General features: G+C 57.0%; 15 protein-coding genes. 11 read left to right on the top strand and 4 right to left on the bottom strand.

Features of this window, described 5'->3' with window-relative positions; translation table 11 throughout:
- Window positions 1-49 precede the first annotated feature (49 nt).
- Window positions 50-718 carry a PAS domain-containing protein gene (locus ACR0EL_RS03865; protein WP_480498330.1) on the top strand — a complete coding sequence of 223 codons (669 nt, stop codon included), beginning with the start codon at window positions 50-52 and terminating at the stop codon, window positions 716-718.
- 57 nt (window positions 719-775) lie between these two features.
- On the opposite strand, the gene ACR0EL_RS03870 is transcribed toward ACR0EL_RS03865, so the two are convergent.
- Complete coding sequence (locus ACR0EL_RS03870) at window positions 776-2,146, bottom strand: class II 3-deoxy-7-phosphoheptulonate synthase (protein WP_480498332.1); 1,371 nt, start codon at window positions 2,144-2,146, stop codon at window positions 776-778.
- A gap of 169 nt (window positions 2,147-2,315) precedes the next feature.
- Between ACR0EL_RS03870 and ACR0EL_RS03875 the strand changes: the two genes are divergently transcribed.
- A complete protein-coding gene (locus ACR0EL_RS03875) occupies window positions 2,316-3,320 on the top strand; it encodes a GlxA family transcriptional regulator (RefSeq protein ID WP_353007634.1) in 1,005 nt (334 codons plus the stop codon).
- Window positions 3,321-3,324: 4 nt separating this feature from the next.
- On the opposite strand, the gene ACR0EL_RS03880 is transcribed toward ACR0EL_RS03875, so the two are convergent.
- The gene (locus ACR0EL_RS03880) at window positions 3,325-4,419 is read right to left on the bottom strand and encodes a PQQ-dependent sugar dehydrogenase (RefSeq protein WP_480498334.1); all 1,095 of its coding nucleotides are present in this window, start codon (window positions 4,417-4,419) and stop codon (window positions 3,325-3,327) included.
- A 161-nt stretch (window positions 4,420-4,580) separates the two neighbouring features.
- Between ACR0EL_RS03880 and ACR0EL_RS03885 the strand changes: the two genes are divergently transcribed.
- The 8 genes from ACR0EL_RS03885 (at window position 4,581) to ACR0EL_RS03920 (ending at window position 11,573) form a co-directional block, all read left to right on the top strand.
- Window positions 4,581-5,762 carry an ABC transporter substrate-binding protein gene (locus ACR0EL_RS03885; RefSeq protein ID WP_480498336.1) on the top strand — a complete coding sequence of 394 codons (1,182 nt, stop codon included), beginning with the start codon at window positions 4,581-4,583 and terminating at the stop codon, window positions 5,760-5,762.
- 127 nt (window positions 5,763-5,889) lie between these two features.
- Window positions 5,890-6,678, top strand: coding sequence for an ABC transporter ATP-binding protein (locus ACR0EL_RS03890; protein ID WP_480498338.1), 789 nt, complete (start codon window positions 5,890-5,892; stop codon window positions 6,676-6,678).
- The gene (locus ACR0EL_RS03895) at window positions 6,675-7,517 is read left to right on the top strand and encodes an ABC transporter ATP-binding protein (protein ID WP_480498340.1); all 843 of its coding nucleotides are present in this window, start codon (window positions 6,675-6,677) and stop codon (window positions 7,515-7,517) included. The genes ACR0EL_RS03890 and ACR0EL_RS03895 overlap by 4 nt, the downstream gene beginning before the upstream one ends.
- Window positions 7,518-7,519: 2 nt before the next feature.
- A complete protein-coding gene (locus tag ACR0EL_RS03900; RefSeq protein WP_480498342.1) occupies window positions 7,520-7,945 on the top strand; it encodes a hypothetical protein in 426 nt (141 codons plus the stop codon).
- 276 nt (window positions 7,946-8,221) lie between these two features.
- A complete protein-coding gene (locus tag ACR0EL_RS03905; RefSeq protein WP_353007647.1) occupies window positions 8,222-8,551 on the top strand; it encodes a hypothetical protein in 330 nt (109 codons plus the stop codon).
- 257 nt (window positions 8,552-8,808) lie between these two features.
- Window positions 8,809-9,819, top strand: a complete 1,011-nt coding sequence (locus tag ACR0EL_RS03910) for a branched-chain amino acid ABC transporter permease (protein ID WP_480498344.1) — start codon at window positions 8,809-8,811, stop codon at window positions 9,817-9,819.
- A complete protein-coding gene (locus tag ACR0EL_RS03915; RefSeq protein WP_480498346.1) occupies window positions 9,816-11,129 on the top strand; it encodes a branched-chain amino acid ABC transporter permease in 1,314 nt (437 codons plus the stop codon). The genes ACR0EL_RS03910 and ACR0EL_RS03915 overlap by 4 nt, the downstream gene beginning before the upstream one ends.
- A 189-nt stretch (window positions 11,130-11,318) precedes the next feature.
- Window positions 11,319-11,573 (top strand): hypothetical protein, encoded by a 255-nt coding sequence (locus ACR0EL_RS03920; protein ID WP_480498348.1) that lies wholly within the window; start codon window positions 11,319-11,321, stop codon window positions 11,571-11,573.
- A gap of 95 nt (window positions 11,574-11,668) precedes the next feature.
- On the opposite strand, the gene ACR0EL_RS03925 is transcribed toward ACR0EL_RS03920, so the two are convergent.
- A complete protein-coding gene (locus ACR0EL_RS03925; protein WP_480498350.1) occupies window positions 11,669-13,216 on the bottom strand; it encodes a helicase HerA-like domain-containing protein in 1,548 nt (515 codons plus the stop codon).
- A 456-nt stretch (window positions 13,217-13,672) separates the two neighbouring features.
- On the opposite strand from ACR0EL_RS03925, the gene ACR0EL_RS03930 reads away from it, so the two are divergent.
- Complete coding sequence (locus ACR0EL_RS03930) at window positions 13,673-14,251, top strand: invasion associated locus B family protein (protein WP_353007660.1); 579 nt, start codon at window positions 13,673-13,675, stop codon at window positions 14,249-14,251.
- Between the two features lie 47 nt (window positions 14,252-14,298).
- Here the strand turns inward: ACR0EL_RS03930 and ACR0EL_RS03935 are convergent, their stop codons facing one another.
- Window positions 14,299-15,510 (bottom strand): beta-ketoacyl-[acyl-carrier-protein] synthase family protein, encoded by a 1,212-nt coding sequence (locus ACR0EL_RS03935; protein WP_480498352.1) that lies wholly within the window; start codon window positions 15,508-15,510, stop codon window positions 14,299-14,301.
- Window positions 15,511-15,517: the final 7 nt, after the last annotated feature.

Genomic DNA, 15,517 nt, shown 5'->3' on the forward strand with positions numbered 1-15,517 from the left:
GCGTTGCATTTTAAGAAAATAGCGGCTGAATGGCGTTAGGGTGATGGAAATGAAAACCTTTTTCGGGACTGATTCCGGGTCAGAATTTGGAAAGATCGTCGCAATGGATCGCTTTGACAGTGGACGTTCTCTTTCGCCGATCCGTCAGGCCGAGGCGTATTGGACCGCGCTGCTGTCCGGCGACGGGGTGCCCATGCGGTCGCAAATCGATCCGCGCGGATTGGAAAATGTGCTGGAATACACATTCATTCTGGAACGCATCGCGCCTGGATTGGCCCGGTTTCGATTAGCGGGAAGCCATCTGAATAAGCTTGCCGGTATGGAAGTGCGCGGCATGCCGCTGACTGCGTTCTTCGAGGCCGAAGCACGACCCAAAGTCAAAGAGACATTGGAACAAGTGTTCAGCGCGCCCGCCACAGCCGAGCTTGGACTGACATCCAGCGGTGCATTTGGCCGCGCCCGTATGCAAGCCCGGATGATCCTGCTGCCCTTGCGAAGCGATCTGGGTGATGTCAGCCGTGTGCTGGGCGTGATGCTTAGCGATGGTGCCATAGGGTCGACCCCGCGCCGTTTTGCGATCTCAGACCAGCGGATCAAGCAGGTTTCCGATCTACACAGCCCGGTCGAACCTCAGCGTGAGGCCGCAGGCTTTGCCGAAGATCAGACCGAGTTTGGCCGAAGAAGTCATCTGCGGCTGGTCGTCTCACGCGACGACTAGCCGCCACAAAAAACGGCGAGCCATTGGCCCGCCGTTCCGGTTCTTGGATTACCTTATTCAGCTGGCCGCGCGCTTGGAACCGTTCCGGCGCAGATTGGTCAGCTCTTCCGCGACCAGGAACGCCAGCTCGAGCGATTGCGACGCGTTCAGGCGCGGGTCGCACGCGGTGTGATAGCGATCCGACAGGTCCTCTTCGGTCACGGCCCGCACGCCGCCAGTGCATTCGGTCACATCCAGTCCGGTCATCTCGAAATGCACACCGCCGGGAATGGTGCCTTCGGCCTGATGCACGCCAAAGAAGTCGCGCACCTCGCGCAGGACCGAGTCAAACGGACGTGTCTTATACCCCGTGGCCGACTTGATCGTGTTGCCATGCATCGGATCGCAGACCCAGGTGACCTTGGCGCCCTCTTCCTTCACGGCCTTGACCAGACGCGGCAGATGCTCGCCCGCCTTTCCGGCCCCGAAACGCGCGATCAGGGTCAGGCGACCCTCTTCGTTTTCCGGGTTCAGCTTGGACATCAGAACCTTTAGGTCTTCGGCACTTGTGGTCGGGCCGCATTTCAGACCAATCGGGTTCTGAACGCCGCGGCAGAATTCCACATGCGCACCATCGGGCTGACGGGTCCGGTCACCGATCCAGATCATATGACCCGAGCCAGCCAACCAGTTGCCTGAGGTTGAATCCAGACGGGTCAGCGCCTCTTCGTATTCCAGCAACAGCCCTTCGTGGCTGGTGTAGAATTCGACGGTCGAAAACTCATGCGTCGTATCCGCCGTGATCCCGGCAGCGCCCATAAAGTCGATGCTGTCCTGAATGCGATCTGCAATCTCGGAATATTTCTGCACGTCCTGATCGTCGGCGAAGCCCAACGTCCAAGCATGAACGCGGCTCATATCCGCGAAACCGCCGGTCGAGAACGCACGCAGCAGGTTGAGCGTCGCCGCTGCCTGTGTGTATGCCTGCAGCATCTTGGATGGATTCGGAATTCGCGCTTCGGGCGTGAAGGCCAGCTCGTTGATGATGTCACCGCGGTAGCTGGGCAGCTCAACCCCATCCACAACTTCGGTCGGCGCGCTGCGCGGCTTGGCAAACTGGCCCGCCATACGGCCCACTTTGACCACTGGCACTTTGGCGCCATAGGTCAGAACCATCGCCATCTGCAGCATCACCTTAAAGGTGTCACGGATCGCATCCGCGCTGAATTGTTCAAAGCTTTCAGCACAATCCCCGCCCTGCAACAGGAAAGCCTCGCCGCGACCGGCGGCACCTAGATGTTGCTTGAGACGCCGCGCCTCACCGGCAAAGACCAGCGGGGGATACTGAGAAAGCTGCGCCTCGACTTTGGCCAGGGCGGCCGCGTCGGTATAGTCTGGCATCTGAACCCGGGGCTTGTTGCGCCAGTTCGTTTTCTGCCATTCGGTCATAGCCTTGATCTCCGCTGATAGTATTCAGGTCGTCTCTATACAAAATGCAATGAAGAGTGACCATATCCCATTTGCGCCTCTTGACGTCGGAAACAAGCTTTGAGCATGGTGTCTGGCAAAATACGCGCGACGTTAGGTGCAGCCGTCGTGGATTCGGGGAACAACAGCCATGCAAGAGCAACGCCAAGTTGTCACAGTGGACGGCGACACAGATAAGCCGGTTAATTTCGTATTCGTACTGTTAGACAAGTTCTCGTTGCTGTCTTTTGCATCCGCGCTGGACAGCCTGCGCATTGCCAACCGTATGGCAGGCAAAGAGATTTACACCTGGTCGCTGGTCGGCGAAGGCGGCGAGGTGGTGTCGTGTTCGGCCGGAACCACATTCAAGCTTGATGCGGATCTTGGCGAGCTGCGCCGCGACGACGTGATCTTGGTGTGTGGTGGCGTTGATGTTCAGAGCTCGACCACCAAAAAGGTTCTAAGCTGGCTGCGCCGAGAGGCGCGCAAGGGCCTGAAAATCGGTGGTCTGTGTACCGCAGCCTATACGCTGGCCAAAGCAGGTTTGCTGGATGACAAACGCGCGACCATTCACTGGGAGAACGCTGACAGTTTCGCAGAAGAATTCGACACGGTTGAATTGACCAAATCGGTATTTCTGATCGATGGCAATCGCATGACAACTGCTGGGGGCACATCCTCAATCGATTTGATGCTGAAGCTGATCGCAGATGATTTCGGCGAAGAACTCGCCAATGCCGTCGCCGATCAGATGATTTACTCCTCGATTCGCACGGATCAGGACACACAGCGCCTGTCGACGCCGACCCGTATTGGCGTTCGTCACCCCAAGCTGAGCCAGGTCATCCTGATGATGGAAAAAAACACGGAAGAACCGATCTCACCCTCAATCTTGGCCAAAGATGTGGGCATGTCGACGCGTCAGCTTGAACGTCTCTTCCGCCGCTACCTGAGCCGCTCACCCAAACGGTACTACATGGAGCTGCGCCTGCATAAAGCGCGCAACCTGCTGATGCAGACGGATATGAGCGTGATCAACGTGGCGCTGGCCTGCGGTTTTGCTTCGCCCAGCCATTTCTCAAAATGCTACCGGGCGCATTACAACACCACCCCCTATCGCGAGCGCGGATCGCAAAGCGGGCGGCTGTCGATCTAACGCCTTATCCGGGTTTCAAACGATAGACAGCGCCCTGCCCCACTGAAATGAACCAGATTGATCCATCTGGTGCCTGCACAATATCACGGACACGTTCTGTTTCCGGCCCCTTGATCTGCTCGACTTCGCGCAAGGGCGATCCGGATAGTCGCGCGATGTAGTCGAATTTGAGCGAACCGACGAATATGTCTCCGCGCCATCCTGGAAACAAATCACCGGAATAGACCAAAAGGCCCGAGGGCGCGATGGAAGGATCCCAGTAAAATTCCGGCTGTTCGAGGCCGGGCTTTGACGTGCCCTCGCCTATTTCCTCGCCCGAGTAATGCGTGCCATAGGAAATAATCGGCCAGCCATAGTTTTTGCCCGGCTGCGCTTGGTTCACTTCATCTCCGCCCCGTGCTCCATGTTCTGAAACCCAAAGCGTACCATTTGCATCCAGACCGGCCCCTTGCGGGTTCCTGTGGCCAAAAGACCAGATTTCGGGCCGAATACCAGACTGCCCGATAAAGGGGTTATCGGCCGGAACCGTCCCATCGCGGTTGATACGGATGACCGAGCCCATGTGATTGCTTGTATCCTGTGCTGAAGGCCGATCCCCCCGGTCGCCGATCGTTACGAACAGCGTTCCATCCTGCGCCTCAACCACGCGTGATCCGAAGTGGCGACCGCCCGAGCCGCCTGGCTCGGCCTCGAACAAGACACGCAGGTTGGTCAGGCGTTTGCCATTTTCTGATAGGCGCGCAACAGCCAAGGCGGTGCCAGCCCCGCCCGCTTGAGGTTTGGAAAACGTCAAAAAGACCTCGCGGCTCTGACTGAAGTCACGAGGGATGGTAATGTCCAGTAACCCGCCCTGCCCGGCAGCGGCCACCTTCGGAACGCCTGATACGCGGTTGGTTTCGCCATCCGATACATAGATCAGCTCTCCGTCCCGCTCGGTCACCAGAAAGCTGCCATCAGGCAGAAGACCCAGGCCCCAAGGCGTGTCCAACCCAGCCAGCATCTGTGTGGCCTGAACCGGGCCCTCTTTGGTTTGCAGCACTCCGGCAAAGGACGCGCCACCTGCGCAGATCAACAGAACAAAAGCAATAAGCCGGAACATAAAGAACCTCCGCAGATATGGGTTGTGCGACCATTGGAGGCCGATACCCTCAATAGATAGGTGCGCTTAGATAAAAAGCAGGCGTTTCTAGGGACTTTTCTTTTGCGAACAGCTTGCCTAGGGTCGTGCCCAGTTTGAATACCAAATCAGGGAGTAACTTCATGAAAAAGCTGCTTACAGCAACCGCAGCAACCGCCTTGCTGGCGGGCACGGCCATGGCCGAGGATGTCAAACTGGGCATTCTGTTCGGCTTCACCGGCCCAATTGAATCGCTGGCCCCGGCCATGGGCTCGGGTGCCGAAATGGCAATTGCCGAAGTCACCGAGTCGGGCAAGCTGCTGGATGGCGCGACGGTTGTTGGCACCCGTGCCGATACCGGCTGTATCGACAACGGTCTGGCCACCTCGAATGGTGAGCGTTTCATCGCAGATGGCGTCAGTGGCATTATCGGCGGTGACTGCTCGGGCGTAACCGGCGCGATCCTGCAGAACGTCGCGATTCCGAACGGCATGGTGATGATCTCGCCATCGGCCACTTCGCCTGGTCTGTCGACCATGGAAGACAACGGGTTGTTCTTCCGCACCGCGCCGTCGGATGCGCGTGAAGGTCAGGTGATGGCGGACATCCTGAACGATCGCGGCATCAGCTCGATCGCTCTGACCTACACCAACAATGACTACGGCAAAGGTCTGGCGGACGCGATCCAGTCCTCGTTCGAGGCTTCTGGTGGCGAAGTAACCATCGTCGCAGCGCACGAAGACGGCAAGGCCGACTACTCGGCTGAAGTTGGCGCGCTGGCCTCGGCCGGTGGCGACATTCTGGTCGTTGCGGGTTATCTGGATCAGGGCGGTCTGGGCATCATCCAGTCGGCTCTGGACAGCGGCGCGTTTGACACGTTCGGTCTGCCGGGCGGCATGATTGGTGACTCGCTGCCTGCGAATGTCGGTCCGGACCTGAACGGCTCGTTCGGTCAGATCGCCGGTTCGGGTGGCGAAGGCGCCGAGAAATACTTTGCCATGGCCGAAGCTGCAGGCTTTGACGGCTCGTCGCCGTACTCGCCCGAGTCGTATGACGCCGCTGCTCTGTTCATGCTGGCGATGCAGGCTGCAGGCTCGACCAGCCCGGCGGACTATGGCGCGAAGATCATGGATGTTGCCAACGCTCCGGGTGAGAAAATCTATCCCGGTGAGCTGGCGAAAGGCCTGGAGCTGCTGGCTGCTGGTCAGGAGATCGACTATGTCGGCGCATCGGGTGTTGAGCTGATCGGCCCCGGTGAAAGCGCGGGTTCGTATCGCGAGATCGAAGTGACCGACGGCGAGAACAAAACCGTCAACTTCCGTTGATCTTTCGGACATCGTGTTAAAATCAAACAGCCCGGACCTTGTGTCCGGGCTGTTTCAATGAAAAAAGGCCGCACCCCGAAAAACGGGGGCGTGACAAGAATGCCAGGACCGGCAGCTGGGGGAAAAGATGATCGTCGTCGATGACGTGCACAAGCATTTCGGCGGGTTTCACGCGGTGGATGGGGCATCGCTGGAAATCCAAAAGGGTTCGATCACCGGCCTGATCGGGCCGAACGGGGCCGGAAAAACGACGCTGTTCAATGTAATTGCAGGGGTTTTGGCCCCGACCTCAGGTCGTGTGTTCATGGATGACGAGGATATCACCGGACTTCCTCCGCATGATCTGTTCCACAAAGGCTTGCTGCGCACCTTCCAGATTGCGCATGAATTCTCATCCATGACCTGCCGCGAGAACCTGATGATGGTGCCCGGCGCCCAGGCAGGGGAATCGCTGTGGAACACTTGGTTCGGGCGCAAGCGGATCGCGGATGAAGAACGGGCATTGAAGGCTAAGGCCGACGAAGTTTTGGAGTTTCTGACCATCGAACATCTGGCCGACCACAAGGCGGGTCAGGTTTCGGGTGGTCAGAAGAAACTGCTGGAGCTTGGACGCACCATGATGGTGGACGCCAAGATCGTATTTCTGGACGAGGTCGGCGCGGGCGTGAACCGCACACTTCTGATGACAATCGCCGACACGATCCTGCGCCTGAACAAGGAGCGCGGCTATACTTTCGTGGTCATCGAACATGACATGGATTTCATCGGCAAGATCTGTGACCCGGTCATTTGTATGGCCGAGGGTAAGGTTCTGGCCCAAGGAACTCTGGATGAGATCAAGGCCAATGAGCATGTGATCGAAGCTTATCTGGGCACCGGCCTGAAGAACAAAGACAAGCTGGAGGCCCAAACATGACCGCTGGCAGAAGCGACAATCCCTACCAGGACGATAAGGGCAACAAGGATGCCTCGATCACCAACACCCATGGCGTTGGCACCATGATGCCCGCGCGCACGAAAAGCGGCGAAACGCGCAAGGTCGAAGGCGGCCCCTTTCTGATCGGCGACACCATGACCGGTGGCTACGGCAAAGGGCCGGACATCCTGCATGACTGCACCATCGCGGTCGACAAGGGGGAGATTGCGGTCATCGTCGGCCCCAATGGCGCGGGTAAGTCGACGGCGATGAAAGCTGTGTTCGGTATGTTGGACGTTCGGTCCGGTTCTGTGCGCTTGGATGGTGAGGACATCACCAACCTCACCCCGCAGGATCGCGTCATACGCGGCATGGGATTTGTTCCCCAGACCTCGAATATCTTCACCTCGATGACGGTGGAAGAAAATCTCGAGATGGGGGCATTTATTCGCCGCGACGACATCAGCGAGACCATGGAGCAGGTCTATGACCTCTTCCCTATTCTGCGCGACAAACGGAACCAAGCCGCCGGAGAGCTGTCGGGTGGTCAACGCCAACAGGTCGCTGTTGGACGCGCTTTGATGACCCAGCCCAAGGTGCTGATGCTGGACGAACCCACCGCTGGCGTCTCACCCATCGTGATGGATGAGCTGTTCGACCGGATCATCGAGGTTTCCCGCACCGGCCTGCCGATCCTGATGGTCGAACAGAACGCCCGTCAGGCACTGGAGATTGCCGACAAAGGGTATGTTCTGGTGCAGGGGCGGAACGCCTATACCGGAACAGGCAAGGAACTGCTGGCTGATCCTGAGGTTCGCAAGAGTTTCTTGGGGGGGTGAAGATGAGGTTTTTTATCGCATTACCAATGGCTTGTATGCTCCAAGCATCCGTTCTTTGGGCAGCTTGGGACCAATCTGGATTCCCGGCAAATTGCAGCATGTACGCTGCGTGTGAAAAACAAGTGTGCGTGCGGGCAAGTTTGCCGCTTTCTTCGTTTGTTTTGAGCCGTGAGAACAACGACTATTTTCTGGAAGGAAATGAAGATCGACGTATAAAACTCGGGTACTTTGAAAATTACGCTCAGGCCGAAACATACATCAAACAAAATCCTAAACCCGACTATTCTACCGTTATCGTGCCCAACGGTGAAATTGCTGATGCGTTTGGTATGAACCTCATTGCGATAAGTAACTGGGGTCGCAATGCGTCTCTGTCTAATCGAATGACAAAAATTATTTGCAGCGCCATTCGTGGGGGTTTGAACTAATGGATTTCCTCGACGTTCTTGTGACGCTCTCTAACTTCTTTCTTGTTCACGAAATCGACTGAAGTCACCAATCTCGCAGAACATGCAGATTGATCTCGGTATCCAACAGTCTCAAATCCTCGATCACCATCCCAACAATTCCACGCGTCGGCTGTAATCCGGTCACATTCTGTAATTAGCGCGGGCTCTGAGAAGGAAACACTTTCGCGGGTATGCAAATCCAGCCCCGTGAAATCAGCGAACCTTCTGGATAAAAACTCTATTCAGGACCCTAAAATGAAAAAATGGATGTGGGTGGCCGTAACCACCCTTTGCGCGACAGCCGCAACTGCGGAGGAACGTAACTTTGTCTGTGTCTCGGATCGGGACGGCAGCGAAGTACGGCTCGACCGTTTCGCAGACGGGGATAAGGGCGAGATCACCACTGGTACAACAGCGGGAGACGTGGTCGTGTTGAAGGGGGTCGGCAATTTGACCTTTCTTTACATCGAAGGCCAGGAAGTGATGACCTTTGTCGTCAATCTGGACGATATGAGCTATGACCTTTCGATCAAAGGCCCAAATGCAGGCACCGACCGCGGATCTTGCACCGAGGTTGACGCCTGAGCTTTTATCCATATGTATCAATATGATACATTTCTACGCTCATATATGTATCACATGGCCCGCTCGCTTATTGCCTGATGCCTGGCTTGTGGATTCGCGGAAACAGCCATGATCCATTCCACCCTGCGCTGGAATTTCCACATGCAGGGTGGAAACGCCTGAAAATAACGGCGGAACAGGCTAGAAAACCGCCCTCTTGTGTTGTGTCCTGCGATGGCGTCGTGCCATAAGGCCGCACCCGGTCAGAGGGAATGAATATGGACCTGTTAAACGCGCTAGTGGCGCTTTCGAATTTTGTGATCGTGCCCGCGATTGCCTATGGCAGCCAATTGGCGCTGGGCGCGTTGGGGGTGACGCTGATCTACGGCATCCTGCGGTTCTCGAATTTTGCCCATGGCGACACCATGGCCTTTGGCGCGATGATCGCCGTTCTGGTCACATGGGCGTTGCAGGCGGCCGGTGTCAGTTTCGGTCCGCTGCCGACAGCGCTACTGGCCCTGCCCTTTGCCATTTTTGGCTGTATCATTCTGGTGTTGATCACAGATCGGCTGGTCTATCGTTTCTATCGTGCGCAAAAGGCCAAACCGGTCATATTGGTGATCGTCTCGATGGGCGTGATGTTCATCATGAATGGACTTGTGCGCTTTATCATCGGGCCGGATGATCAAAGGTTTTCGGACGGTGCGCGCTTTATCGTCTCGGCACGGGATTTTAAGGCTATGACCGGGCTGCGTGAGGGGCTGGCAATCAAGACCTCTCAGGGGATCACCGTGATCGTCGCCGTTCTGGCCGTGGCTTTGCTGTTCTGGTTCCTGAACAAAACCCGCACGGGTAAGTCGATGCGCGCCTATTCAGACAACGAAGACTTGGCGTTGCTGTCTGGCATCAACCCCGAGCGTGTGGTGATGATCACTTGGATTATCGTGGCCGCATTGGCGACCACCGCTGGGGTGCTTTACGGCCTCGACAAGAGTTTCAAGCCCTTTGTCTATTTCCAGCTTTTGCTGCCCATCTTTGCTTCGGCCATTGTAGGCGGCCTAGGCAACCCATTGGGCGCCATCGCGGGCGGCTTCATCATCGCGTTTTCCGAGGTGACGATCACCTATGCGTGGAAAAAGGTGCTGACATATGTGGCGCCGGAAAGCCTTGCCCCTTCTGGACTGGTGCAATTCCTGTCGACTGATTACAAATTCGCCGTCAGCTTTGCGATCCTGCTGATCGTGCTGCTGTTCAAGCCCACGGGCCTGTTCAAGGGGAAAGTGATATGAGCGAGCCCGTCAAAAACACCCTGCTCTTCATAGTCGTTGGCGCGCTGATCCTGCTGACCGGGTTCACACAAAGCTGGAATGCGGCGATCCTGATCCTGAACATGGGGCTAATCTCGGCCATCATGTCGATCGGGGTGAACCTGCAATGGGGCTTTGCTGGCCTCTTCAATGTTGGTGTCATGGGCTTTGTCGCGCTGGGTGGCCTGGCGGTTGTGCTGGTCTCGACCCCTCCAACACCCGGCGCATGGTCGGGTGGTGGCTATGGTGTCATCCTTGCGCTGTTGCTGGGGGCGGCTACGGTGGTCGCCGCCGTAATGGTTGCGCAGAAGATGCCAAAGGGGCGCGCGCAGACCTTAGCCATCATCGGCATTCTGATCGTCGGTTTCTTTGTCTACCGTGCGATCTTTGATCCAAATGTCGCAACGATCGAGGCGATTAACCCTGCCGTCGCAGGCAATATCGGCGGGCTGAATCTGCCCGTTCTGCTGGCCTGGCCTGCCGGAGGTTTGCTGGCAGCTGGTGCTGCCTGGTTGATCGGGAAAACCGCGCTGGGGCTGCGCTCGGACTATCTGGCCATTGCCACGCTTGGCATTGCTGAGATCATCATCGCAGTGATGAAGAACGAAGACTGGCTGGCCCGTGGCGTAAAAAACGTCTACGGCATCCCGCGCCCCTCACCTGTCGTCGGATACGAGGTCGATTTGCAACAAGATCCTGCGTTTATCGCGCGGGCAGATTGGCTTGGGATTGACCCCGTAGTTGCATCTACTTTGTCCGTTAAACTGGGCTATTCACTACTGTTCCTGATCGTTCTTCTGGTCCTGCTCTGGATGGCGCAAATGGCACTCAAAAGCCCGTGGGGCCGCATGATGCGCGCCATTCGTGACAATGAGGTCGCAGCCGAAGCGATGGGCAAGGATGTCACGCGCCGCCATCTGCAAATCTTTGTGCTGGGGTCCGCGATCTGCGGCATCGCGGGTGCTATGATGACCACGCTGGATGGGCAGCTTACCCCCGGCACTTATAACCCCTTGCGCTTTACGTTCCTGGTTTGGGTTATGGTTATCGTCGGTGGGTCCGGCAACAACTTCGGTGCTGTTCTTGGCGCCTTCCTGATCTGGTTTCTTTGGGTTCAGGTTGAACCGATGGGCCTTTGGCTGATGAACCTGATCACCAGTGGAATGGCTGATGGCAGCGCGCTGAAGACACATCTGATCGATAGCGCCGCCCATATGCGGCTGTTTACGATGGGCCTGATCCTGCTGATTGTTCTCAGATTCAGCCCAAGAGGGCTGATCCCCGAGAAATAGGCCGAAATCCTCTTAAATCAGATGGCCGCGTCGGCAGGAACCGGCGCGGCGTCTTGTTTCTTAAAGGTTTTTTGACTAAACCAGCCTACCATTACCAGTAACTGAAACTGTTCGTTTTGTTGACGCTCACTCACACCGCTCATCCGGTCCGCAAATGGCCAGTAAACCACTCTAAAGAGTAGCACGACTATGAAAAACCCGCTCACCAAATCTATCGTCTTCTTGCCTTTTGTTGCGACAGTCGCGGCCTGTATTCCATCACCAAAAGACTTGGAAACGACACCCGTCCAGGTACAGAGCCCCAAAGGCGTTGTGACCTGCCAGCTGTATCGCCAAGATCGCGTGACTTGGGATCGCGCAATCGATTTCCCGGCTACCAAGATGTCGGTGCCCGAAGCGGATGCCATTTGCCAGCAGGAAGGCCTGCGTCGCATCGGCAAGTAAACCATCTTAGTTGCCGAGAAACACGAATGCCCCGCCGCGCCGACGGCATCCGCGGGGCACGTGCAACTCATATTTGTCTGGTGAATTCGAAGGCCTTATCTGTTCCGGAACAGGCCCCCAAGAATACCGCGCACGATACGGCGGCCAGTGGTGCCTTTAAGCTCTTTGATCACAGCTTCACCCATGGCCGTGGCAAACGTGTCTTTCTTGCGCGTCACGCGCGAGGAAGATCGCCCAACGCGGCTGCCGGAATATCGCCGGGCCGAGGCAAACTCTCGCTCCATCGCGGATTGCATCTCCACCACCTCATCAGCTTCGGCGGCTTCTGCCTCTTTGGCGGCGGTTTCGGCGCGAGTTTGAAGGATTTCAAAGGCCGACTTCCGATCGACCGGCGTGTCATATTTTGCCGACATCGCGGATGCGGACATCGCCGTTTGACGCTCTGCCTTGGTAATTGGCCCAAGCTGAGACCCCGGCGGGCGGATCAATGTCCGCTCGACCATCCCTGGCACCCCTTTCTTTTGCAGCATTGATGTAACGGCCTCACCCACACCGACCTCTCGGATTGCGGCTTCGGTATCGAAGGCCGGATTTTCGCGATAGGTCTCGGCTGCAAGGCGCAGGTTTTTGCGATCCCGCGCTGTGAAGGCGCGCAGCGCATGCTGAACGCGGTTTCCCAACTGGCCCAGAATGTCCTCGGGAATATCAGCCGGGTTTTGTGTGATGAAATAGACGCCAACGCCTTTGGACCGGATCAGGCGCGCGACCTGTTCGACCTTGTCGACCAGAACCTTGGGCGCATCATCAAACAGCAGATGCGCCTCATCGAAGAAAAACACCAACTTGGGTTTCTCAGGATCACCAACCTCGGGCAGCTCTTCAAACAGTTCACTCAGCAGCCACAACAGGAAAGTTGCATAGAGGCGCGGAGACCCCATCAGCTTGTCCGAAGCAAGTATGTTCACCATGCCATGCCCGTCGTCATCCGTGCGCATCAGGTCCGACAAATCCAAAGCAGGTTCGCCAAACAGCCGCGTTCCGCCCTGGTTTTCCAGCACCAGCAACCGCCGTTGGATCGCCCCGATGGACGAGGTCGAGACATTGCCATAGCGCAACGACAGCTGTGCACGGTTTTCACCAATCCAGACGAGCAGCGCCTGCAGATCCTTGAGGTCCAGAAGCGGCATTCCTTCTTCGTCCGCCACCCGAAAGGCGATGTTCAGGATACCCTCCTGCGCCTCGCTGAGTTCCATCAGCCGCGACAGCAGCAGCGGGCCCATCTCGGTCACGGTTGTGCGCACGGGATGGCCCTGCTCTCCGAATAGATCCCAGAAGGTGACCGGACAGGCACCATAGGTGAAATCGGAGAACCCGATCCGCTTGGCGCGATCCATGAACGCTTGATGCAACTTATGAGTTTCGCTGCCGGGCAGCGCCAGGCCGGACAAATCACCTTTGACATCGGACAGGAACACCGGAACACCCGCCTTGGAAAATCCTTCGGCAAGAATCTGAAGCGTCACAGTTTTGCCGGTTCCAGTTGCCCCGGCAATCAGGCCATGCCGGTTTGCATATTTCAACGTCAGCCCTTGTGGCTGCCCATACTCGGTCCCGCCACCGCCCAGAAAAATATCTTCGCCCATGTTTTCACTGCCTTAATGTCCATCGCTCTGGGGCCAGCATACAAAGTTAACCTTTGACTGCGATAGTCAATTTGCGCGCTTTGTGGTGCCAGCTGCAAAGCCGCACTTCCTCCCTGTCGACTGGCCGTGCCTTCGGGCACGGCTTTTTTACTCGTTTGGTCCGATTAAAAGTGAACTAAGGAGTATATTAAAAATTCAGGTTAGCTGTTGACCGCTGCGCGCCCCTCTCGTAACGTTTGCGCATAAATAAGTCGGCCAGTCCGACGGGGAGAACCAATTCGAGAAGGGAGCTGCTTCACCAGCTCCCTTTTTCTTTGAAGTACTGCTTCGAATTCCTGTCTTTACGGCAAGAAATTGTTCACTTTGCAACCTGTGTGACGCTTAGAGACTGACACTGGTGGCGAACGGTGCTAGAGGAAGAAAAAAAACTCACTCAATCATCAAACCGAGGCATTCATGAATAAGAAACTCCTCTCGATCAATACGCTCGTCGCTGCGCTGATCTGCGGCGCGGCAAGTGCGCAGGACACAACCACGACAGACGCAGAAAGCGGTCTGGATCTGGGCGAAACCGGCCCGCGAGTCGGCGAGCAATATGTCAAAGAAAAAAGCGGCGATTGGGATGTCTCCTGCCTCAAAGCGCAAGAGGGCGATGACCCATGCGCAATCGTCCAGGTCCTAAACGGCGAGCAAGGTGAACCGATCGCCGAAGTGTCGATTGGCAAGCTGCCCGAAGGCGGCGCGGCCGTCGCCTGGGCGAATGTGATCGTTCCGCTGGAAACCCTACTGCAAGCGCAACTGGCGCTGTCTATCGATGGAGCGCCGCGCAAGCTGTATAACTACCACCATTGTGTGCCTGTTGGTTGCGTCGCTCAGTTGGGGCTGAGCCAGGGCGACATCGACGCCATGAAATCGGGCAGCACCGCGATCTTTTCCCTGGTGCCGGCACGCTTTCCCGATCAGATTCTGGACATGGAGATGTCTCTGTCCGGTTTCACATCTGGATTCGACGGCCTGTCCGTTAACTTGAACTAGACGACAAACATCCATCGCCGCAGTGCATCAACTGCGGCGATGCTGATTTACTGAATTTTTTTCAACGCAAGCACGGCGTTCAAGCCTCCAAAGGCAAAAGCATTGCTGAGCGCTACTTCAACCTTGGCCTCGCGCGCTTCGTTGGGCACCACATCCAGCGCGCATTCCGGATCAGGTTCTTCATAGCTGATCGTCGGGGCGATGACTCCGTCCCTCAGTGCCATGATACAGGCCAACAGCTCAACCGCTCCAGTGCCACCGATCAAGTGGCCGTGCATGGACTTCGTGGATGAGATCATCAGATCATCCGCATGCGGCCCGAACACATCGGCAACAGCCGCGCATTCGGTCTTGTCATTCGCCGCCGTCCCAGTGCCGTGAGCATTGATATAGCATACGTCGCTGGCGTTCAGTTTGGCATCCGCGAGGGCCCCTGCCATCGCACGGGATGCGCCCTGTTTGCTGGGCATGACGATGTCGGATGCATCGGACGACATGGCGAAACCCACGACCTCGCACAGGATGTCGGCGCCACGTGCGCGGGCATGATCGTATTCCTCGAAGACAAAGATGCCAGCGCCTTCGCCCTGCACCATTCCGTTGCGGTTGGCGCTGAATGGGCGACAGGCATCCTTGGACATCACCCGCAGCCCTTCCCAGGCTTTCACCCCGCCGAAACACAGCATGGATTCGGACCCACCGGTGACCATGGCGGGCGCTGCGCCGCTGCGCACCATCTGGAAGGCCTGCGCCATCGCATGGTTCGATGACGCGCAGGCGGTCGAAACGGTAAAGCTTGGGCCCTTGAGGTTGTGTTCCATCGACACGTGGCTGGCCGCGGCATTGTTCATCAGCTTGGGCACAACAAAGGGGTGCACGCGGTTCTTGCCGTCCTCGTAGACCGACCGGTAATTGTCATCCCAGGTCGAGACACCACCCCCAGCTGTACCCAGAACCACGCCAGACCGGGCCGCCAATTCACCATGGAATTCGATTCCCGATTGGTCGATGGCCTCTTTCGCGGCGGTCAGTGTGAATTGTGTAAATCGGTCATACAGAGACATCTGTTGGCGGTTAAAGCGCCCTTCGGCCTCGAAACCGCGCACCTGCCCGCCGATCTTGATGGCCAGGCGATCCACGTCGCGAAACTCCAGCTCAGAGATCCCGCAACGCCCCTCGCGCATGGCTTCAAGCGTATCGGGCACTGAATGGCCCAGCGAATTGATAGTACCTGCCCCGGTAATGACGACCCGTTTCATTGTTCCG

The sequence above is a fragment of the Ruegeria sp. AH12 genome (assembly GCF_056541465.1).